This is a genomic window from Candidatus Enterococcus murrayae (genome assembly GCF_017315985.1).
GTDB lineage: Bacteria > Bacillota > Bacilli > Lactobacillales > Enterococcaceae > Enterococcus_A > Enterococcus_A murrayae.
The window spans coordinates 26,719-50,080 of the sequence record NZ_JAFLVR010000030.1 but is presented as its reverse complement, the minus strand read 5'-3'; the positions used below and the strand labels follow the sequence as shown (position 1 = coordinate 50,080).

Here is a 23,362-nt window from a genome sequence, read left to right as displayed (position 1 = left end):
TTTCTATGATTCACTTATACCTAATCTTTCACAGATATCCTCTTTAAATCCTTGAACACCCATGCCGATGATGACTTGGACATTCGTCCCATTTAGCACGACACCCTTTTGCTGAGAAATTTTCTCTAATTGGGCAGAATCTACTAATGCCTCATCCTTGACCGTCACTCGTAATCTAGTGAAGCAGTTTGAGATGCTCTCGATGTTTTCTTTTCCACCTAAGCCGCCAACAACTAAATCAAAATCATTGCCATTGCTTCCGCTAACAGCTGCGGCTCCAGTCGCGTCGTTTGGCAAAACAGCTTCTTCTGCAAGCTCGTCTTCTCTGCCCGGTGTTTTGATGTTCAATTTATTGATCAGTAAAACAAAAACAAAATACCAGATAACTGACATGATGATTCCAACGATGATTACTAAGTAAAATTTGGTGACTGAAGGACTGAAGACCGAATTCGAGACAAACGTATCGATCAATCCATACAGCATATACGTTCTTGCTCCGATTCCCCAAAGAATCGTTTCAGAAACAGCTGTCATCAAGCTGTGAACCAGCCACAATAATGGAGAAGCAAACAGGAATGAGAAATCTAACGGCTCCGTGATCCCTGCCACAGCCGCCACAAACATTGACGGCAAAATCATTCCCTTTACCTCTTCCTTGCGGTGCTTCTTAGCACAATGGATGATCGCCAAAGCCACTGCGATCGAACCAAATATTTTTACAAATCCGAAAGTCGCAAACCGTAAAGATGGATCTAAACTCGTGATAGAGCCCGCATTCGCCATTTCCGCGTAAAAAATATTGGCTGCCCCGTTATAAACCTGTCCGCCAATTTTGGCCGTTCCTCCTAAAGCAGTAAAACAAAACGGCATCCACAGCAAATGATGCAACCCTGTCGGAATCAAGAAACGATTGCCAAATGAATAGATGAAAACACCCAACAAGCCAGTCGTTAAAATGAAGCCTGATAATGAAGAAATCCAACTATTCACTACCGGCCAAATATAGCTCATACCGATCGCAGTAACTAAAATAACTGGAATCAAAATCATAAAGGAAAAACGAGACCCGCCATAAATACTTAAAAAGTCCACAAACTCCTTATCTGAGAAGCGGTTGTGAATAAACGCTACGATGCAGCCAACCAGCATTCCTAAAAAGACATTCATATCAACAACCTGAAACCCTAGTACAACGGCCTGGCCGGTACCGAAAAGACCCATTTCGCCAGCTTCAGCCAGCTGATTGGTCAAGGTCAACCAAGCATTATTCGCAGCTAAAAAGAATAAAAACGCGATCAATGAAATAAGAGCTGCCTCAACCTTTTTCTTCTTAGCTAAAGATGCTGAGATCCCCACACAAAAGATCAATGCCAAATTGTTTAACATGCTGTCCATCATTGTTTTGATTAGCCCACCAAACGTTTGCAGCACATTCGGCATGAATTCCAATTGTAAAATAACAGAAACTGCTAAAAACAACCCCATTACCGCCATAAACTTCACTGGAACGATTACTGCTCTAGAAAAGTCCTGCATTGTTTGAGAAAATTTATTTTTCATCATCTCTCTCCATTCACTTTATTGAGTATACGTATCTCTTGACCTTAGACTACCAACTTTTGAAACCAGTTACAATATCTCCTTGAACCTTTGGACCTAAGTCCAAAGGTAGGAACCAAGAAGCAGAGAAGCCGATTTTTAATAACAAGTCTTTTTATATAAGATTTTTTTCAAGTACAAAAAAACCTTTTGAGACAATTTTTAATCTCAAAAGGCGAAGCTTCTCTTTATACCGTCGGCTCTTCTCTCAGCAGCTTCTTCATAATCTTTCACCTCAAGTACAAACTATTGGAATAACCCTACCATGTTGCGACTTCAAGTCAAACAATTTCAAGTTTGTGAGCTTGTTCATACTGAAATACAAACAGAACCGATAATAAGCTTCTCAAAACGGTTTTGTTCAATGGCTAAGAAACGAGTTGCAACTCCTCTTGGCCCTCGTCCCACTTCCAGCAGCGTTTGCCCTCTCAAAGAATAGTCCTGCCACAAGAGTTTTTCATTCATTATGAACAACGATCTATTTTTTTATGCAAAAAAATTATAACAAGATAGATTACTTGGCAACAGATAAAAAAGTGAAAAAAACAAATAAACGTTCCGACCCTTTATCTACCTGCCACAAAAATCATCATTTAGTTATTTTAAAAACATCATGTCAAGCTATTTTTCACGGATAAAGTCTCTATTGACCTTACTATTAAACTATTTAACAGATAGTAAAGAAAAAAAGTATTCCCGTTTTCTATTTACAAATTCGTTATCAAACGCTACTATTTTAACTAAATAAATTGGAAACGATTACAGGGGTTAAATAATGATCTAGACGGGGGTACAAAAAATGGATGTAGTGAAGCTTGGGTCAAGACAAATTTTTGGAATGAAGAAAGAAACATTGATGAAAAGGGTTCTTCGTTATTTTGAACAAACACAGCAAGCAGCAGAAGTAGTGGAATACCTTGTGGCGATTCTCTTTCGTCACGCGCTTTGCGTGGGGGATTTTTCCCTTCAGCCGCTAAGCGAAATGATCCGTCAAATCTTTTTGACGGCGGCACCAAATGGTACCCTGCGCCGGCACTGTGTCTACTTTGAGCACTTCTTCTCATTAGAAGAATGGCAAACCGTGATTCAGCGCTTATTTTCCAGTGATGAAGAATATCAACAATTTACCAAGGAAACTTGTTTGTATAAAAAGCTATTAGAAAAGAAGAGCCTTGAAACTCATGAAATAGCCGAATTTCAATTCGATCTCGTGTCGATTTTTAAAGACGCCAACGGAAAACGCCATACGTGGACGCTCCGTGATACGAAGCAAGTACGTTCCGAAGAGGAAACCGCCAAAGTCTTGGGCGTTTTGACTACCTTGACGATCTTCCGCTCCTCAGGCATCCGCCGCTTCGCTGAATATGTGAAATTCAAAAGTAAAAAAGGCTGTATCGATGCAGAACACGAAGCCGTTCAAGCAGAGCCAGAAGAAGCTGTTCAAGAAACAGCTGTTGCAGAAGAACAACCTCGCGAATCAAAACCGACATCAAAAGCAGCTGCCTCAGCTGCCAGCAAAACCGCTCACGCTCAGTCATCCCGCGGTTCCGAATCAAATACGCTGACCCGCAAAGAGACAGATACGACCTCGCCGCTATCAAGTGACACACCGCCGACCCAATCAAAAGAAAAAGAGCCTTCTGCGGAGTCCAGTGAGTCCAAATCAAGTAAAAAAACGAAAATATCTTCGGAAAAATTGGATACATCCGATAAACATTATGGCAAAAGTAAAGAAAAGATCCAAGAAGAACGAGATAAACGAAAATGGAAAAATAGAGTCAACAAATTCTTGGGCAGAAAGAAATAAGAATGTTTTTTTAGCTGTAGGCTAGATATTCTATTGGGAGCTATTGACTACCCCTGCTATTTTTGAAGAAGATAAGAAACGGTGAGTAGCCGTTTAATAAATTAAAGACTCTTTTGCTGAAAAGCACTTCCTAAATAAGCGAAATATAGACGTAAAATCTCCCCTTGAGATACAACATCTGCAAGAGGAGTCAAGCTATCTCTATAGTAGTGTAGCGATATAAAGTAATATTGCCGAAGCAACTAATAAAATGACAAAAATTTTCGATCCAACTTTCAACCATTTAGAAAAATTGATTTCAGCAATCGCTAGACCAGCTAATAAAACACCCCCTGTTGGAGAAATCAGATTCATTAAACCATTGCCGAATTGATTGCTCAGTACGACTACATCACGATTGATATGGACTAAATCTGCCAATGGTGCCATTACCGGCATCGTTAATGCAGCAGCTCCTGATGAAGATGGGACAAAAAAAGTAACAATTATTTGAGCAATCAATAAAATAGCTGAGAACATAAATTTAGGCAAACCACCTAATAAATTGGCTAAACAGTTCAAAATAGTATCAATAATCATCCCGTTTTCCAAAATAACTAAGACACCACGTGCAAGTCCAATGATTACTGCTGCATAAGCAAAATCGGCACATCCATCAACAAATGCTTCAGCAATCTGCTTTTGATTAAATCTAGCAACGATTCCGGCATAAAGTCCTAATCCTACAAACAACGCTGAAATTTCGACCATGTACCAGCCTTGGGAAATAATTCCCCAGATCATAATCATTAAGCCGAAAATAAATCCGCCAATGATCCATTTATCACTCGTACTAAACGGCTGATCTATTTCAAAATTTTGGAATTTATGCTTCACCTTTTGGTCATTTTTATAAACAATGGACGATTCAGGATTTGCTTTGACCTTTCTAGCATAATGCATAGTAAATAGGATCGAAATTATTGTTATCACTGCCCAACAAATCACGCGATAGATTAACAGCGGGTTTCCATGAACATCAGCCACCCCTTGAGCAATCAAAACATTGAATGGATTGATTGTTGAACCGATGTACCCAGCCTGAGTCCCTAAAAATAGAATAAGAATAGCTGTCATTGAGTCAAAGCCCAATGAAAACATCAGGGAAACAAAAACAGCAAACAATGGAATGACTTCCTCACTCATCCCAAAAGTAGACCCGCCTAAGCTAAATAGGATCATGGATAGCGGAATAACCAATATCCCTTTATCACCAAGTGACTGAGCTAAAGTAAATAGTCCTCTATCTACCGCTCCAGTTTTTAAAATAATCCCAAAAGCTCCGCCAACAATTAAAACAAAGGCAACTACTTCTACTGCATTAATTACCCCTGCTGCTGGAGCTTCTAAAATCGCTCCAATTCCTTGCCCATAGCCAGCCTTATCGATCTGATGATAGGTGCCTGGCACAACCGTTGTTTTTTCCATCCCGTTGATGTTTTCAACGACTGTTTTGAATTGTCCGCTTGGAATAAACCAGGTTAATAAGGCAGCTATAATAATTAAGAGAAAAATCAACGTGTAGCTATGGGGAAAAACAAACTTACTTTTCTTGAGTTCCATACTTATTTAACACTCCTTATATCGTATCATAACGTTATATTTAAGGTAACACTTTTTCATATACGACAGAACCATCTATATAGGTCATTATCGTCTCAGCAGCCGCGACTTCTTCACAATCCCCTTGGGTCAAATCTCGATCAAAAATGGCAAATGTGGCTGATTTTCCTGGCTGAAGAACGCCATAGCGCTCTTCTCCGTTAACCAAAAAGCCATTTTTAGTAAAGCTTTGCAACAGCTCTAGCACAGAGAGCCCCTTCTCATACTGCCATGTTTCTTGACCTTTTGGAAAACGACGAAAACAAGCACGCATGATTGATTCCGGTAAATTGGTTATAAAAAGCGGCAAATCAGTCCCACTTGTTACTTGAATATCGGCTGAACGCAACAATTGATAATTAAAGAAGGCTCCTTCCGCTCCTGCTATAATTTCTGGCATGTAAGCCTCCTGATAAGAAGGATTCAATCCTAATATTTGAGGATAGATTTCCGCAACTACCCTGCCTTCCACCATTTCTTGAGTCATTTCCTGAGTAATCATTTCTAAATCACTGATGGAATTCCATACGTCTTTAGGTAAGCGCTTACCGAAATGACTAAGCATTTTGGCAGCCTTAAGCCCAGCCCTATCCCCTTCTGTAGTTAGACAGCAAGGAATACCTTTTTGATTCCATTTATCAACTTCATTTGCGATGAATTGATAGTCGATTTCCGGCCCTTTTTTTCCTGAAGCATATTCTCCGGTAATGTCGCCTGTTTCATCGGCGACAACACCATCCACCATTATTTTTACTCCCCCAAAAGCAACTTTAACGGGAAAATCTTCTGCCTTATACTGCTCTACTAATGTTGTTGAAATGGGACGTTCAACCGATTGAATATAAAAATGAGTCGCCAATTTTCGCGTATTGATTTTCTTCAGGAACTCAGCGTCATCGAAAACAATTTCCTTGATCGAAACGACTCCTCTAGAAAGCAGCAATTGCTCAAACTTTTGATAAACAGTTTGCAGCAAATCCTCATTAGCCAGCATTTCCTTGATAAGACGAAAACGACTTTCCGCACTCGTCTCGGTTTCATCGAATCCGTACCGTTGTTTCGCCTGCTGATTCATCCAGCAATAGGATCGATCCTTTGCAATGGCAGTAATAGGCCCATCATAATGAAGCTGGTTTAATGATTCCTCGGTAGGCAATGTGCCAAAAGCTTGCGGTGACCAGCCATAAGCATAGATAGGAACATCTTCTGCTTGCTCAAGGGCTGCTTCGATCTGTTCCAGAGCCTCTAATTCAGAATTTGCTTCTGTTAGATCAATTCCAGCGTGCATACTTAGATATCCGCTGAAAAAGACATGATTATCATGTATGCCCGGCATAATAAAATAGTCATCATATTCCAAAACGTTTGTGTGTTCATCCACTAAATGTTGATAGGACCAATCTTTCTCTATTTCTTTGATCGTATCCCCTTCAAATGCAATATATCCCTTAAAAGGAGAATTTTCTCCATCAAAAATATATTTTGAACGAAGTATCTTGCGCATCTCACTCACTCCTATTAACGGAAAATTATAGACTGAACTTGTAGACTTCGCTCAAATAATATTGATGCCCCACGTGAACAGGTCGTTCATTTTGATCATTAATCAGTGTATTCACGTAGAAAAATGGGGTGCCGATTCCAACCTCCATTACTTTTGCTAATTGGTCATCTGCGATCGCCATTTCAAGCGTCGTCTCACCTGGGTTAATTGCCATAATATCTTGCTTAGCCAAAATTTGGTAAAGAGAGCCCGTCAAATCAGACGTCATTAATGAGGCAAAACGTTTTTTATCGAAATAATTATTTTCCAATAAAATTGGCGTACCGTCCGCCATACGCTTCCTTTGAGTATAAATGACCTCATCCCCTACATTCAATTGCAGCTTCTTAGCAATCTCAGCAGTCGCGGGAATAACCTTTCGTTCTAAAAGCTCGCTAGACGGTGTGAAACCATTGGCTAGACAGCTTTCACTGAAACCAATCACATACTCGATTTTCCGAAAAACCTTATGCTGGCTTACAAAGGTTCCCTTCCCTTGCTTTTTAATCAAATAGCCTTCTTTTACCAAGTCTTGGATCGCTCTACGGACTGTAATCCGACTAACAGAATAAATTTCCGTCAATTCTGGCTCAGGTGGAATCTTTTCATTTTCCTTGTATTCTCCGTCTCGAATTTTACTTTTAATTATTTCTTTTAATTGTGTATATAAAGGTAATTGTGCATCTGCATCTAACATGGAATAGTCCTCACTTTTCTAGGTTATGTCTCCTAGTTAGAGTATCAAATGCCTTTTGATAAAACAAGCTACTCGTAAGAAACTCCATAGCCAAAAGAGCCTTCAACCATGCATGATTCACCCGCGAACTCATTGCCGCACTTCATCGCTGAGGCAATGTCATTTCCTTTAAGATAGTGAATCAAAAATGCGGTCAAGAAAGAATCTCCCGCAGCCATTGTATCCACAGGTTCTCTTAAAACTGGAAGGACTTCAAAATATTGGTTCCCATCGTAAGCGATAGCTGCTTTATCACCTCTAGTAGCAACTAGTACTTCATTTTTAGAGGAGAAATACTTTTTTAAAAATTCTTTCGTTTCTACATCTGATAAATCACTAACTGAGAAGAAGCCAAAATCTACCTTATTGATTGCTCGTAAAATATCCTCCTCAGTAAAATCATCTGAAAAGTCATATGAGATTTTTCCTCTAACCTCTGTCAGTTCCTCCAGTAAGTGATTGACATGGCTGTATAGTCCCATATGAATCAATGCAAATTGGTTTAAATAATCACGGTCATCTTGTGAGAGTTGGATAGGATGTTCACGTGTGACACCGCCTTCATTACTACCTAAAAAAATGCGGTCACCCTCTTTTATCTCTACTCGCGCGCACCCATTCTCTCCATTTTGAAAACGAGAATGACTATATTCAATTTCTAAATCCTTAATAGCTGATAAAACATGTGTCCCTTCTGCATCCGAACCGAAAACACCCATGAAGCTGCTGTCTTGACCAAGTTTTTTGGCAAAGACAGCAAAATTCAACGCGTTTCCTCCAGGATACATGATTGCAAGGTTTACATATTTATCAACAACATTGTCTCCTAAACCTAAAACTTTCATGCTTCTTCCTCCTATTAGTATTCAACTTTTCCCATGTACCGACGAACATCCAGATCATGATTTCGATTATTAGCTAAAGCTGAGCGATATTCTGACAATACACTATAAAACAGAATAGGATTGAAAAATTCGGAAACCTCGTCTGGAATCAAATCTAAGCCCAACTCCTTAGCGTCGACAACTTCTACTTTTTCAGCATATTTATCAAGGAACACTTTTGCCCGCTCATCAAGAGGTCGTGTGCGTCCTTGACTCATTAACAAGATAAACATCGTATCTTTGTCTGTCACTTCAAATGGGCCGTGGAAAAATTCGCCCGAATGAACCGAAGTTGAATCTAACCATTGCATCTCCATTAATGAACAAATCGAAAATCCATAGGCGTGGCCATAGCTTGGTCCGCTTCCTAAAATGTAATACATTGTTTCTTCCTGATACTTATCTGCAAAAACCTTAATACGATCCTGCACTTGTTTTTTCGCATTATCTACAACTGTGTCAATAATCGTCATGCCTTCACGGAATTTATCATATGAGGAATACCCTTCTGTCGCATTAACTAATGAAACGGTCAAATCCAAAATAATTGCCATAGGATTATTCAAAACCTTCGCTCCATCGCCCCATTCGTATAAGAAACTATAATCCGAAACTTTCAACAGCTCAGCATGCTTATTATGAGTCAAACCAATAGTAATTGCACCTCTTTTTTGTGCAACTTCTCCTGCTGCAACAGATTCTGGCGTATTGCCGCCATGAGAGCAAAGAATGACTACAGAATGTTCGTCCAAACGTTTAGGAACAACTTGAACAAACTCATTAGCAGTGTATAGACCTGTACCCGCTTTCAAAACTTCTGCTTTCATAAAATAATCTGCAACATACATATCCACTAATGAACCACCACAAGCAACGAAATATATTCCTGATAGCTCTCCTCCATTCTTCTTAACTATTTCAGCAACTACTTTGTTCACATCCATCAAAAAATCCTCCTTTTAGTTATAACGTTATATGACGTTATGTATACTCATATATTAATTTCTTGCGAATAGAAAGTCAATCTATTTTTCAAAAATATTTTTCTAGTGTCATACATTTTTATTACTAAAGAGTTTTGTTTCATATTCACTCCATATAAAAAAGCCCAACCATCAAGTAAAAACGATGATTGAACTCAGCTAACCTAGCATTCTTTTTTGGCGAATCGCGTTTATCTAAACATTTAATGTAGTTTATTGAACTTTTTTGAGCTTCGAGGTCAAAAAAATTTACTTGGAAAAAATCTCAATCAATTCGTTGATGACCTGAACGATATTTCTAGAAGAAAAGAGAACGATCACTAATGGTGTCAGCAAAATAAGCACTAATAAAAAGCCTAATGTCAACAGAAAACGCCAAGAGCTTGAGACAAATTTATTTTGGTAATTGTTCAACTCACGATTGCCTAATAGCGGCTCGTCTACTGTCACGTTTACTATCTTTGTCACCCCTTCGTTTGTTGAAAAAGCAGCTTGATACACACCAGTTTCTGGGCGAATACTAGACAAATCAACCGTTGTGATCACCTTTTCTGAGCCATCAATCGTACTCCAAGCCTTAGCCTCACTGTAATTGATCGCTTGTTTTGCGGTAAGTCTCTTCGCCTGGTCAACAGTCATTAAAAAGTCTTTTGCATCAATCGCAACATCGCCAACGATTACAGTATCCTCACTTTTTACAGTGACATAAATGATTTTTTGCAGCTCTTTTCCATCCTCAACATAGCTTGTTTTGACTGGGTAAGTTCCCGGTTCGTTAGGCAGCGTCGTCTCAGAAAAGCTTTCTTGCGGAAACAACCAACAGCTGAAAAACAAACATAGTATGATCACTCTTTTCTTCATGATACGTCACCCTTTAAAGGTAATTGGATTGTCAAATAGACTTTTCCGTCTTTCGGATAGAAGGTGTAATCTCCTTTATTTTTTTGAACGATCGCCGCAATTGTATACATGCCTAAGCCCGTACTAAACTCATTTTTCGCTGTTTGAGAATGGTAAAATAAATCAAATACATGCTCAAAGTCAATTTGCTCCAAATCCTCTGCCTCATTAGAAACCGTCAGAATTAGTTGATCCTCTTTTTCATCAATATCTAGAGTAAATTCTGCATCTTCTGGCGAGTAATTAATGACGTTTGATAGAACATTGTGCAGCAGCTGTTCCGCCTCTATCTTAGAAATTTGCAGGCTGATACTCTGCGGCATGTTGATTTCACAAAATAAGCCTTTATTTTTAATTAGTATTTGGAAATTATTGAGTGACTCTCGAATGATTGGGATTAAATCTATAGTCGTTTCAGGCATAAGTTCAACCTGCTGGTTTGAAGCTTTCAAAATATCATTGATGCTTGTCAGCATCGTGTTTTCCCGCTCGAGCAGCTCCTCTAATTGATTCTTTGCTGATTTAGGAATCGTTTTATTTTCTAATAGCATTTCCACCGACATGATCATAATACTCAATGGGGTCTTGAGATCATGAATCAACGAATTAACCAGCTTTTCCTTATATAGGCTTAAATCCTGTTCTTCTTGAAGCTTCAATTCGAGCTCTGTAAACTTTGTTCCAATCTCATCGATATTACTTTTTAGTTCCTTTGAAAACGTACTAAGATCAGCTAACAAGCCGTTTTCATCTTTATAATCAGTAATTAAAATCGCCTGATCAAAATTGAATTTCTTCAATGCCAGAATACTCTCGCGAAGCTTTCTTAAGGGCTGTAAAAGCTGACCATAGATAAAGTAAACAGCCAGAATAATCAAAACCACCAGCAAAGTGACTAGCAGACAAATAAAGGCGACCAGCCAATTAAATTGACTTTGGACTTTTTGCGGATGAAAGGCAATCCAGATAGCATAATCTCTATACTTATAGGTCTTTTGAAAAACTAAATTCTCTTTTCTGACAAATTTCTTTATGTCGGATAGTTTTCCCTGAAGCGGAAGAGATTCGTAGACTAAACGATGATTTTTTAAGACTATCAATTCTATTGCAGATTCCTTTGTTGTTGCTTCCAATTTTTTTGAAACATTTTTATCCTTCTTTAGAATTGTCTCCACTTTCGTCATTGTTTGGTCCTGCCGCTGTTTTTCAAAGCGATTGTAGATTGTCGGATAAAGCAGAAAAAGCAGCACGATGATTCCGATTAAAAAACCATATAATGCCACTACAACCTTAAATTTTCGATTATTCTGTCCACTCATACCCAACACCTCTGATATTGTAAAGACTTATAAGTGATAGCTTCGCCCGAATCTGCTTCACGTGTGTCGCGATTACCCGTGAATCAACTAGCTCACTCTCCTTATTCCAGACACTTCGAAAAATGACTTCGCGAGACAATACTCGATTTTTATTCCGAAGAAACAGCACCAATAAATCGTATTCTTTTCTAGTCAAAGCGACTAGCTCGTTGTTCTTATAGACCTGTCGTGTCCGTTTTTTAATCGTCAAGTTCTCCCTCTTGCTAAATAGAACTTCCTCAGAATCCTTGTTTTCTTGCTCTAAAACACGCACGATCCGTTTCAAGATAATCTTCAACGAAGTTCCTTTTTTCAAATATTCATCTGCCTTAAGATCTAGACCGCGAAACTCATCTTCTTCACTTTCGGAACTAGTCAAAATAATGACCTTTGCTTCTGGATAAGATTCTTGAATCAACGTCATAAATTGTATGCCGTCGATTTCCCCCATTTTTAGATCGGTAATAACTAGATCCACCATTGATTTACGAAAAAGGGTGATTCCTGTTAAAGGGTCTTGTGCAGTAATCACTTCAAAACCATGTGTTTCCAAGAATTCCTGCATGAAGTTGCAAAATTCAACTGAATCGTCTACCAATAAAATTTTTTTCATCTGTCATTGTCCTCATCTATTATAAATATCCTTCATTTAGTGGATAGCACAACAGAATCACCCGACTCAGCAACTAAATTTGCCGAGTCAGTGATTCTGTATATGCTAATTATTTTTTACTTAGATTCTGATTCAGACTCTTCGTCTTTTTTCTTTTTGAAACCGAACAGGGCTAGAAGTGCCAGCATCCCTCCAACAATCGTCATACCAACTGTTGGCGTATCATTAGTTTTCGGTAATGATTTTCCGCTAGTTGAAGTCGTTGATGTACTAGATAATCCGTTTATACTTGTTTTACTTCCGCCAGTGCCCGCGCTGGTACCAGAGTTGCCATTGTCTTGTGACCAATGAGCCACTAGTTTCATGCCATTTTCTGGCATTTCGACTGTCTCCCCAACTTTTGTTTCCCCGTTGAACCAGCCAGAGAACGTATAGCCTGATCTAGTTGGATTTTTTACGTCCTTCAGACTAACTGTTGTTCCAACCGGTGCTGTGATATCCGCTGGTTGAGTCTTCGTATCCCCTCCATTGACATCAAAGCTGATCGTTTGTATCTTTTGAGCCGGATCAATAACGGTTACATCGATTTCTCTTGATTCTACAGTTGACCGTGCTTTTGTTTCATAAGAAAGTGCCGCTTTATAAACACCCTTCTTACCTTTCACTGCCGAGATATCAACACTAATATTTTCATAAGAAGCGAGTACATCGTCGGTATTTTCATCTATTACTTTTGCATCTGAAAGTTCCGCGATTTTCTTATCTAAAACATTGGCAGTCATAAACTCTTCAACTTGTTCAGTAGTTAAAACAATGTTATTCGCCTTAATAACTGGCAGAACTGCTTTCTTCTCCCAAATTGCGTAAAGAGTGACCGTGTCTCCATCTTTAGCTGTTAAGTTGTCCACTGAATCTTTGTCATAGTGTGCAACAACACCATCTTTTTCAGTTGACCAGCCGATAAAGTCATAGTTTTTACGTTCAAAAGCATTGGCAGTCAGTTCTTGAGGTGTGTCATAGACAAACGCCTGATCCTTCATCGTACCCGTTCCGCCATTCGCCTTGAATGCCACCTTATAGTGGTTTGCTTTCCAGGCAGCGACTAATACCATGTTTTTATCTGGCATTGGAATCGTTCCTGACACAGCTGCTTTCGCTGCATCTTCTTTGTCATACCAATGATCAAACGTATAACCTTCACGTGTTGGCGCGGTTACTTTATCTAACTCAACATTTTCTCCAATACCTGTTTGAATATCCTTCGGTTGTGTTGCCAAATCGCCGCCATTCACATCAAAGGAGATCACTCGTTCTTGAAGCTTCCACACTGCGTATAATGTTTCAGTGCCGTCCTTCACGTCCGTTAGATTCTTAATGGCCTCTTCGTTGGCATACTTCACTGAACCAGTCTTAGTCGTTGACCAGCCAACAAAATCATAATTGGTTCGATCAAATGCATTTGCAGTCAGTTTTTGTTCCGCGTCATAGGTAAAGCTTTGATCACTCATCGCACCCGTTCCGCCATTTGCATCAAACGCTACGGTGTAATCATTGGCTTGCCATTCGGCAACTAGTACTAGACCGCCAGCCGGCATCTTGAATGTGCTGGTCATTGGCGCTTTCGCTGCATCGCCCTGCACATACCAGTGAGTGAAGGTATACCCTTTACGAGTCGGCGCTGTAACTTTCGCTAAATCAACATCCGTATCTGTCTTTTGCTTGATATCGGCTGGTTTCGTTGCAGCATCGCCGCCATTCACATCGAATGCGATGGTTTGCTCTGTTGCGTTCCATACCGCGAACAATTCAACCTCACCGTCTTTGTCCCCTGTCAGATTAGTGACATTGGCTTTATCGGCATAATTCACAGCTCCGTTAGCGGTTGTTGACCAGCCGGCAAAGTTATAGCCTGCTCGTTTGAATTTGTTTTCTGTCAAGGCTTGCGCTTTGTCATAAACAAATGCTTGATCGGCCATCGCTTCTGTCCCGCCGTTTGCATTGAATTTGACCGTATAATTATTGGCCTCCCATTCAGCGACTAACGTCATTCCTTTAGCTGGCATCGTTACTGATTTACCAACATCTGCTTTAGCTGTATCGCCTTTCTTGTACCAATGTTTGAAGGTATAGCCGGTTCTCGTAGGGTTCTTCACGCTACTTAAATCAATCGTATCATCTGTATTACCAGTGATGTTTCCTGGTTTACTCGATACATCGCCTCCATTAACATCGAATTGAACGATTTGGGCACTGGCTGACCAAACCGCATATAGATCAATGCTGCCGTTATTATCTGCAGTTAGATTCGAAACAGTTGCTTCATCGACATAACTTGAAGTACCGCCGCTTGTTGTTGACCAGCCGACAAACGTATAGCCGTCCTTAACAAAGCTGTTCTTCGTTAATTTCTTCGTTTCATCGTATTTGAAGTCTTGGGCTGTCATCGTTCCAGTACCGGTATTCTTATGGAAGTTCACTGTGTAAGTGTTCGCTTTCCAATCAGCTACTAAAGTCACGCCATTAGCTGGCATCGTGATTGATGCTCCTACATCTGCTTTTGCCGCATCCCCTTGTTTATACCAATGCTTGAAGGTATAACCGGTTCTCGTCGGTTCTTTGACCTTACTTAAATCAACAGTGCTATCAGTATCGCCTGAGATATTCCCTGGTTTCGTTGAAATATCACCGCCATTGACATCAAACTGAACGATTTGACTATCCGCTTTCCAAATTGCGTATAAGGTTACCGTTTCATCCTTAACTGCAGTCAGATTATTCACTGACGCATTATCCAAGTACATATAAGCGCCTGTTTTCTTCGTTGACCAGCCTTGGAAAGTATAGCCATCTCGCGTGAATTTATTCGCAGTCAGATTTTGTGCCGTATCGTATTTGAAGCTTTGATCGGCCATTGTTCCTGTTCCGTCATTCTTATCAAACGTCACTTTATAGCTGTTTGCTTCCCATTCGGCCACCAAAATAAGTCCACCAGCCGGCATTGTGATTGAGTCGCCAACATCTGCTTTACCTGCGTCTCCCTGTTTATACCAATGCTTAAAGGTATAACCGGTTCTCGTCGGTTTTTTAACTTTGCTTAGATCAATCGTACTTGCTGTATCTCCTGAGATGTTATCTGGTTTCGATGAAGCATTGCCGCCGTTGACATCAAACTGAATAACTTGTTCAGCTGCTGTCCATACCGCATACAAATCAAAAGTGCCATCCTTATCAGCAGTCAAATTGGACACATTCGCTTCATCTACATAACTAGACGTTCCATCAGCAGTCGTTGACCATCCAGCAAAGGTATAACCATCTTTCGTAAAGCTGTTTTTAGTCAATTTCTGCGCTGTGTCATACTTGAATACTTGAGGTGTCATTGCTCCCTCGCCAGTATTGTTATGGAAGTTTACTGTATAGCTGTTCGCTTCCCATTCGGCTACTAAGGTCAAACCATTCGCTGGCATTGTGGTTGATCCACCAACATCCGCTTTACTTACATCCCCTTGCTTGTACCAATGCTTAAAGCTGTAGCCGGTCCGTTTAGGTGCTTTGACTTTACTCAAATCAACGGTGCTGTCAGTATCTCCTTCAATATCTGCTGGTTTACTTGTCAAATCACCGCCATTCACATCAAACTGGATCGTCTGTTTATCCGCTTTCCAAACCGCGTATAAGGTCACGACTTCGTCTTTAACAGTCGTCAGATTCGTTACTGAGACGCCATCTGAGTATGCGACAGTTCCCAATTGTTTAGTTGACCAGCCTTGGAAAGTGTAACCATCACGTGTGAAAGTATTAGCAGTTAGATTTTGTGCGGTGTCATATTTAAAGTCTTGTTCCGCCATTGATCCTTTACCGCTGTTGCTGTTGAAAACAACCTTGTAATCATTCGCTTCCCATTCAGCGACTAACGTCATGCCTTTAGCTGGCATCGTAACTGAAGCACCGACATCTGCTTTAGCGACATCGCCTTGCTTATACCAATGCGTGAAGGTATAACCGGTTCTTGTCGGGATCTTCACACCGCTCAAATCGATTATTTGATCCGTACTTCCATCAATATTATCCGGTTTACTTGATGTATCGCCACCGTTCACATCGAATTGAATCACTTGAGCACTTGCTGACCAAACGGCATATAGATCAACACTGCCGTTATTATCTGCAGTCAAATTCGAAACACTTGCTTCATCTACAAAGCTTGAAGTACCGTCGCTTGTTGTTGACCAGCCGATAAACGTATAGCCGTCCTTAACAAAGCTGTTCTTCGTTAATTTCTTCGTTTCATCGTATTTGAAATCTTGGGCTGTCATCGTTCCAGTACCGGTATTCTTATGGAAATTCACCGTGTAAGTGTTCGCTTTCCAGTCGGCTACTAAAGTCATCCCATTAGCCGGCATCGTGATTGATGCTCCTACATCTGCTTTTGACGCATCCCCTTGTTTATACCAATGCTTGAAGGTATAACCGGTTCTCGCCGGTGCTTTGACCTTACTTAAATCAACAGTACTATCAGTGTCGCCTGAGATATTCCCTGGTTTCGTTGAAATATCACCGCCATTGACATCAAACTGAACGATTTGACTATCCGCTTTCCAAATTGCGTATAAGGTTACCGTTTCATCCTTAACTGCAGTCAGATTATTCACTGACGCATTATCCAAGTACATATAAGCGCCTGTTTTCTTCGTTGACCAGCCTTGGAAAGTATAGCCATCTCGGGTAAATTTATTCGCAGTCAGATTTTGTGCCGTATCGTATTTGAAGCTTTGATCGGCCATCGTTCCTGTTCCGTCATTCTTATCAAACGTCACTTTATAGCTGTTTGCTTCCCATTCTGCGACTAACGTTACTCCACCTGCTGGCATCGTAATTGAATTTCCAACGTCCGCCTTACTTGCATCACTTTGTTTATACCAGTGTTTGAAGGTATAGCCTTTTCTTGTTGGGGCAGCTACACCACTTAGATCTACAGTTGTCGCTGTATCTTGTTTAATATCTCCTGGCTTGCTCGTCGCATCCCCGCCATTGACATCAAATGTGATCGTTTGTTCGTTCGCTTTCCAGACAGCATATAGGGTAACTGTATCCTTATCTTTATCAGAAAGGTTCTTGACGCTTTCATTGTTGTCATATTTCTTTGCGCCAGTTTTGCTTGTTGCCCAGCCTTGGAAGCTGTAGCCGTCTCGCGCGAAGCCGTTTGTTCTTAAGTTTTGTGCTGTATCATATTTGAAGTCTTGATCAGCCATCGTTCCCGTTCCGTCGTTCTTGTCAAACGTGACTTTATAGCTGTTCGCTTCCCATTCAGCGACCAACGTTACTCCACCTGCCGGCATGGTAATTGAATTTCCAACGTCCGCCTTACCTACATCCCCTTGTTTATACCAGTGTTTGAAGGTATAGCCTTTTCTTGTTGGGGCAGCCACACCACTTAGATCTACAGTTGTCGCTGTATCCTTTTCGATATCATCTGGTTGTGTTGAAGCATCCCCGCCGTTAATATCAAATGTGACTTTTTGTTTGGCAGCTTTGAAGGTTGCTTTCAAGACCAGATTTTCTTCAGAAATTGTTCCTGTCGAGAAGTCCCATTCAGTATTATCTGAGTCCTTCACCCACTTATCAAAGACATAGCCTGCCTTCGTTGGATCAGTTTTAGGCTTCGTTAATTTTCCTGAATATAATAGTAGATTTTCTTCTTTCGCATACTCTGTCGCTTCCACCATGTACGATGCGGTTGCAAATTTGATTGAGAAGTTCTTGGTTACAGTCGTTTTATTTCCAGCAAAGTCCGTTACAGTCATCTCAACCGTATAATCTCCGGCTTTTTTATCTCCAATCAAATAGCCGATTTGATCTTCTAAAGAAATTGTCCCTTTTGCAGAGGTCCCAGAATATTCAACTGTCCCACCTTTGGTAATCTTCCAATCAGTCGAGATAGAAGTCGTTTTATCTGCCGCCGTCAAGGTTACTGAATCCGGGTTAATATCCTTGCCTGATCCATGTCCATTATCGATAGCGATGCTCGCAGTCGGTGTGTCTGTATCTGTAATATACAAATCAGTCGCATCTTTCGTACCGATCCCCGGCTCCATATCGATCGTAATTTCACCAGTAGAATTTGCTGTAGTGAAAACAAAGCTCTTACCGCTCGGAGCAGTGGCTTTTATTTTATATTCATCTGAACTGTCGATACTAAGATTTTCAAATACATAAGCTCCATGATCACCAGCAGTCGTTCCAGCAATCCTCGTGGTTCCTTTGTAAAGTTCTACTGTGAAATCTTTACCATAATCACTAGCAACTACATTGCCGTCTTTATTAACAAAATTAATCGTTCCATTCAACGGCGTACTTACATAAAGCGGAACACTTAAGTCTTTAATCTCATGAGACGTCGCATCGTTAATAGTGAATTCGGTACTGCCATTCTTCATGACCCAAGCAGTTGTTGCATCGATTTTCTCGACTTTGTCCGTTCCGATAGTGATGAATTCTGCCCCTTTAGTTGACGGCAAGGTAACTTTGACTTTATAAGTACCATATTTCAAATCGTTAAAACCAAAGATCCCATTGTTGTTTGATGAGTCGGAAGAGGATTCACTTGTTAATCCAGTTGTAACAAAGTCGCTGCCTTCCTTCTTGAAAAGCTCAAATTGTACTTGGTTCAAACCTGGTTCTGTACCCGTTTTATTCCCGTCTCTATTTAAATCGATGTAAACATTTCCTGAGATCAGTCCATCATTTTGAGCGATACTTGTTTTCACGGAAGAAACAGCTGGTTCGTTCACTCGCAAAGTCCCAGCTTCTGTCTCAAACTTATAGGCTACGCTATTTTTCGCAACAAAAGTTTCCGTATCATTGGCTGGTCTTTTCGCATCCAGTACGACGACCCCGCTGTACTCAAGAACTAGTTCATCACCTGGATTTAATCTCGCATTTGGTAAACTCACTCGAACGGCCCGAACCTGCGAGAAATCACTTACTGATGATACCCACGCTCCACTACCGATAGGATCGCCACTTGGTGAAGCGAAACGAACTGGATCATTCGACAATGAATATTGTAACGTCACATCATTTGTTTCAACACCATTTAAATAAACCTTGATTCCGCCTGAATCTGGATTAATCTGAAATTCTGACCCTCTTGGTGAGCCGGGTGAACTCACTAACGCGTCCCCAATATGTGGTAGAATGTTGACTAATTCAACATCGGAATAACGTTCTGCACCGTCATTTTTCATGGAAATTTTATATGAGACTTTTTTCCCAGGAGTAACTGTTCCTACCTCATTCTTAGTTGCATCTTTCCAATCAGCATCCTCACTACCTTTTACATTTACAGTGGTATTAACACGTTCCCCTTGTCCAACAGTTAACACTTTTTTATTCGAGTAGTAATTAGAAACGCTGGCTCCTAGTTTCGTTTGCATCTCTGTCGAAAGAGTTTCAGCAGTGAAATCATTCAATTCAGGTTCAGTAAAATCTTCAGTCAGTGAGCCCATTCCGACTTCTACTTCATAGTTGCCTGACATCATGTACCCAATTGTGTACTGATTTTCAACCAACAACATTTGAATATAATCTGCAGCAGACAGTTTGGTATCATCTGCCTTAAAATAGTAAACCGTATCCCCATCTTCTGTTTGGAATGTTCCTACGTTATTCGCTTTCGAAATAGGTGATGCGGGTGTTCCGATCCGCGGATAGTCAGACTTATACGTATTGTCGTATGGATATTGAATAGAGTTATACTTGTTCTCAACAGTAATTCCCTTAGGCACCTTAACAAAGATATAAGGTTGATCTATTTCACCTGTGATCGATACTAGCCGATAACTTCTAGTATACTTATCTCCAGAACTAACGATTCCAAAATCTCCCTTAGGCAAGTACTTATATGTAGCAATTTTATTTGCCTGTTCTTTTTTATCAGCTACTACTACATAATCCAAGGTATTAGGAGTTGATTCTATTGTTCGAGCATCCCCTTTTGCATCTGTAAAAGTTACAGAATTTGGCAACTCAAAAGTGTCTCCCGCCCCACTAGTTGATTTAACTGTATAAAATGTCCGGAATGGTTGATGAGCTCCAGGACGATAAGGTACTTCTATATAATAGTATCGTATTTTCGTTATAGTCTTATCCTGTGGAAAAAGGAAATCATCTCCCTGACTAGTTGCTTCAAACCAATTTACACCATCAAAGTATTCCACTTTTTTAAGTGCAGGAAGACTGCTCATAATTCCATTCACTACTTTATTGGGCTGTACTTCATCAGGCACCTCTGTCTCAACAACCACGTCATCAATTGGTTTTCCTGTAGTACCCATGATCGTAACCGCTGTATTGAAGGTTTGACCTGGAGCGAGTTCTTTTCCTTGGGTATCTCTTCTATAACGGAAAGTGAAATTTGTTTCCGCCTCTTTGACAGTTATGGTCATAACTGGGACATCAAAGATTTGGGTATCGTCATTATAGTATTCTGCTTTAACACTAACTGATTCACCTGGTTGCGCATCTTCTGGTAGATTAACATTCATAAATGTTAATAAATTATTTACTTCTTCTGGGCTAATATTTCCTAATGTAAATATATAGGTCTGATCATCAATTTTTTGAATTTGATTGTCTTCTAAGGTGATTGCATGCAATGAATTTTGAATATCATGGTATGCCATTTGTTTGAACAATTTAGAGAACCAATTCAATTTAGTTACATCTGAAATATGAATTTTTATTTTTAGATTTGAAAATCCTTCTTTTGTGCTTTCATTATCTTTTCTTAAGTAACCAAGTATTTCTGTGTCTGTTCCTGCATAAACTTCTGTATCTTTCCAGCCCGTTATCGCCCAATCTGAAGTCCCAGGTTGAACGTCTTTTATTCCTTCTGTATCAAATAGAATATCTTTCTTTGCTACATTACTAAATGAATCGGTCTCTTTTTTAAATTTCCCAGTAAATTCGGCATTTAAAGAAATATTGTCACCTTTCGAAATTCCAACGGCTGATTTTACCGATAACGAAACAGAATCAACATTCCCAGAATTCCAATCATCATTTAATTCAATCGTAATTGTTTTTTTATCATAGCTCATGGTTAAAGTTTTCATATTTGAACTCTTAGTAGGCACTTTGACAAACACACCATTTGTAAGAGTAATAACGATCTTGCCATCTGTTAAAACATCTGTAGATAAACTGTGACTAAAGTCCACAATATAATTAATAATTTTTGAAGAGTCAGTAATCTTATCATCCGGTGTAGAATTTACATTTAATGAAACGTTACTATGTTGAGCAGCTTGTGGTCCGATCTTTGTTTTTGTTTCACTTTCCTTTTTCTGCTCTTCTCTTGGTGTTTCTTCTTTTTTATCTGCGTCTTTCTGCTCTTCTTCTTTTGATTCTTCTGTTTCTTCTGCTTTTTCAGCCACAGCAAAAACCAATTTATCGCCAATCTTTTCCTGAGCGTCATCGCTCATTTGAAGTTCATAGTCTCCTGCTTTTTCGGCAGTCAATACCAGCTCGATTTCCTCATATTCATCAATCTTAGTTAGTTGCAACTCCCGCTTTTCTTCATCGAAGGAGATAAGTGGGCGAAGCTCTTCCGTATTTTTCTCCAGATCATATTCGATACCCTCTGGTAATACGATTTTAGCAAACGAATGTGTTCCCTTTATTTTTACAGTGAAATCGTCACCTGCAGTAAGGGCTTGTTTTGGGTCTTTGAATTCCCAATTAAGTGTTTTAGCCTCCTCTACTTCAGTGGTTTCTGTAGTAGACTCTGCTGTTTCTTCAGCAGTCTCGCTCGCAGTACTTTCAGATTCTGCTGCAGGCTCCTCTGCATTTTCTGCCGCGTTCAATGGCAGGTCATCCAAAATTGTATTGGTCTTTAAGTCCTCACTGTTCATTGTTCCAGTCACTGTATTCTCATTTTCATTCGCTAAGGCCGTCACAGGTGCCAAACCATACTGGCTAAGAACTGCGACACAAACTAAGCTAATCAAATTCTTTTTTTTCATGAAATCTTTTCCTCCCTGTTGCTAAAAAAACATTAATACAAAATAATTAAAATATTTTCATTTTATTATAATCTAAAATTATGTTTAATAGCAACTTTTAATTTATCTTTTTAACTTATTTAGTTTAAAAAAATAAAAATCAGATACAAATAACGCTTTTTATTTAATCAGAAGATTACTTTTCCGTAATAATTACAAGCTGATTTGCAGCCCATTTTCCGTAACCTCATCTGATAGAAGATAGCCCTCACCCCACACGGTTTGAATAGCTTCCTCATTGAAACCAAATTTCCCCATTTTCTTCTTTATTTTCTTTATAAGCATCGAGGTTTGAGACAAACGCGAATTACTTGGTGTTTCATTCCAAACATACGTACAGAGATCCTCTCTTGAAACAACCTTCCCTTTAGCCTTGAACAAGCATTCTAAGGTTGCTTTTTCTCGTTTTGATAAACTGCGTTTCAACTGAACAACATCACTAGTTAACCCTGCTTCTTGATATAAAAAAATAATATTTGATTCTTCATTTTGATAAATAGCTAATTTTTCAGATAATTGCTCCCGCAAGCTGTTTATCGAATGATCAATTAGAAGCCAATCTATGATACCTAAGTCGTTTAACCGCTCTTTTTCCTTTTTCGATGGTTCTTCAACTAGTTTTCGTAGAAGAATTTGTTTGTTCAATTGGATATTCGGTACCAGCTCCTGAATCTCATTGTCGGAAATGGTTTCGCTTAAAATGATAGCTTGATAATTAATTAATAGATTTTTTTGAAAATTTCGTTGATTCTCATCTGTTATATTCATTTCTTGAATACTCATTTTTATTTGATTTAACATTTCCACCGAGCATAAAACTTCGTAGTTTAGATGTTGCAGTTGCTGCTGCAGCTCTTGTTCTATCAAAAGATTCTTAGTTAAAATCAATATTGGTCGCATTTGTTTCCCCCCAGCCTTCTCCTCAAATTTTCAGCCCTAATGTCTTATCTATTTAAAAAAAGCAAAATAAATAAAATGTAGGTGATTATTCTTTGTCATTTTTGCAATACAGAACTTTATCTTTCCATCTGCACACCTCACAAAAGATTATTTTCTTAATTATATTAATAAAAACATCTCTCATTCAATCTTCTAAGTGGATAGTTTTTTGAAGATTTTTGAAGTTCTTATTTTTATAGTATTTTTAATGAGGAATATTCGAAAATATACGCATTAACGTTTTTAAGTATCTTTTTGTTGATCCATTAATTGAGATACCTTTAAAAGAGAT

12 protein-coding genes are annotated in these 23,362 nt (G+C 39.4%); 1 reads left to right on the top strand and 11 read right to left on the bottom strand.

Going from position 1 to position 23,362, the window contains the following annotated elements; genetic code table 11:
• Positions 1-3: 3 nt before the first annotated feature.
• Positions 4-1,563 carry a PTS transporter subunit EIIC gene (locus JZO85_RS13045; RefSeq protein WP_207108981.1) on the bottom strand — a complete coding sequence of 520 codons (1,560 nt, stop codon included), beginning with the start codon at positions 1,561-1,563 and terminating at the stop codon, positions 4-6.
• 838 nt (positions 1,564-2,401) lie between these two features.
• Between JZO85_RS13045 and JZO85_RS13040 the strand changes: the two genes are divergently transcribed.
• Positions 2,402-3,409, top strand: coding sequence for a hypothetical protein (locus JZO85_RS13040; protein ID WP_207108980.1), 1,008 nt, complete (start codon positions 2,402-2,404; stop codon positions 3,407-3,409).
• Positions 3,410-3,610: 201 nt separating this feature from the next.
• On the opposite strand, the gene JZO85_RS13035 is transcribed toward JZO85_RS13040, so the two are convergent.
• From JZO85_RS13035 to JZO85_RS12990, 10 genes are all read right to left on the bottom strand, one after another.
• A complete protein-coding gene (locus JZO85_RS13035) occupies positions 3,611-5,011 on the bottom strand; it encodes a YfcC family protein (protein WP_207108978.1) in 1,401 nt (466 codons plus the stop codon).
• Positions 5,012-5,051: 40 nt separating this feature from the next.
• Positions 5,052-6,554, bottom strand: coding sequence for an amidohydrolase family protein (locus JZO85_RS13030; protein ID WP_207108977.1), 1,503 nt, complete (start codon positions 6,552-6,554; stop codon positions 5,052-5,054).
• A 25-nt stretch (positions 6,555-6,579) separates the two neighbouring features.
• The gene (locus JZO85_RS13025) at positions 6,580-7,290 is read right to left on the bottom strand and encodes a GntR family transcriptional regulator (RefSeq protein WP_207108974.1); all 711 of its coding nucleotides are present in this window, start codon (positions 7,288-7,290) and stop codon (positions 6,580-6,582) included.
• Positions 7,291-7,358: 68 nt separating this feature from the next.
• Positions 7,359-8,174 (bottom strand): fructoselysine 6-kinase, encoded by an 816-nt coding sequence (locus tag JZO85_RS13020; protein ID WP_207108972.1) that lies wholly within the window; start codon positions 8,172-8,174, stop codon positions 7,359-7,361.
• A 14-nt stretch (positions 8,175-8,188) separates the two neighbouring features.
• Entirely contained in the window at positions 8,189-9,157 is a 969-nt protein-coding gene (locus JZO85_RS13015) for an SIS domain-containing protein (protein WP_207108970.1), read from the bottom strand.
• Between the two features lie 288 nt (positions 9,158-9,445).
• The gene (locus tag JZO85_RS13010; protein WP_207108969.1) at positions 9,446-10,057 is read right to left on the bottom strand and encodes a hypothetical protein; all 612 of its coding nucleotides are present in this window, start codon (positions 10,055-10,057) and stop codon (positions 9,446-9,448) included.
• On the bottom strand, positions 10,054-11,415 hold the full coding sequence (locus tag JZO85_RS13005; RefSeq protein WP_207108968.1) for a sensor histidine kinase: 1,362 nt from the start codon (positions 11,413-11,415) through the stop codon (positions 10,054-10,056). The genes JZO85_RS13010 and JZO85_RS13005 overlap by 4 nt, the downstream gene beginning before the upstream one ends.
• Entirely contained in the window at positions 11,399-12,067 is a 669-nt protein-coding gene (locus tag JZO85_RS13000) for a response regulator transcription factor (RefSeq protein WP_207108966.1), read from the bottom strand. The genes JZO85_RS13005 and JZO85_RS13000 overlap by 17 nt, the downstream gene beginning before the upstream one ends.
• Positions 12,068-12,183: 116 nt before the next feature.
• On the bottom strand, positions 12,184-22,092 hold the full coding sequence (locus JZO85_RS12995; protein ID WP_207108965.1) for an InlB B-repeat-containing protein: 9,909 nt from the start codon (positions 22,090-22,092) through the stop codon (positions 12,184-12,186).
• 192 nt (positions 22,093-22,284) lie between these two features.
• Positions 22,285-23,031, bottom strand: a complete 747-nt coding sequence (locus JZO85_RS12990) for a winged helix-turn-helix domain-containing protein (protein ID WP_207108963.1) — start codon at positions 23,029-23,031, stop codon at positions 22,285-22,287.
• Between the last annotated feature and the right edge of the window lie 331 nt (positions 23,032-23,362).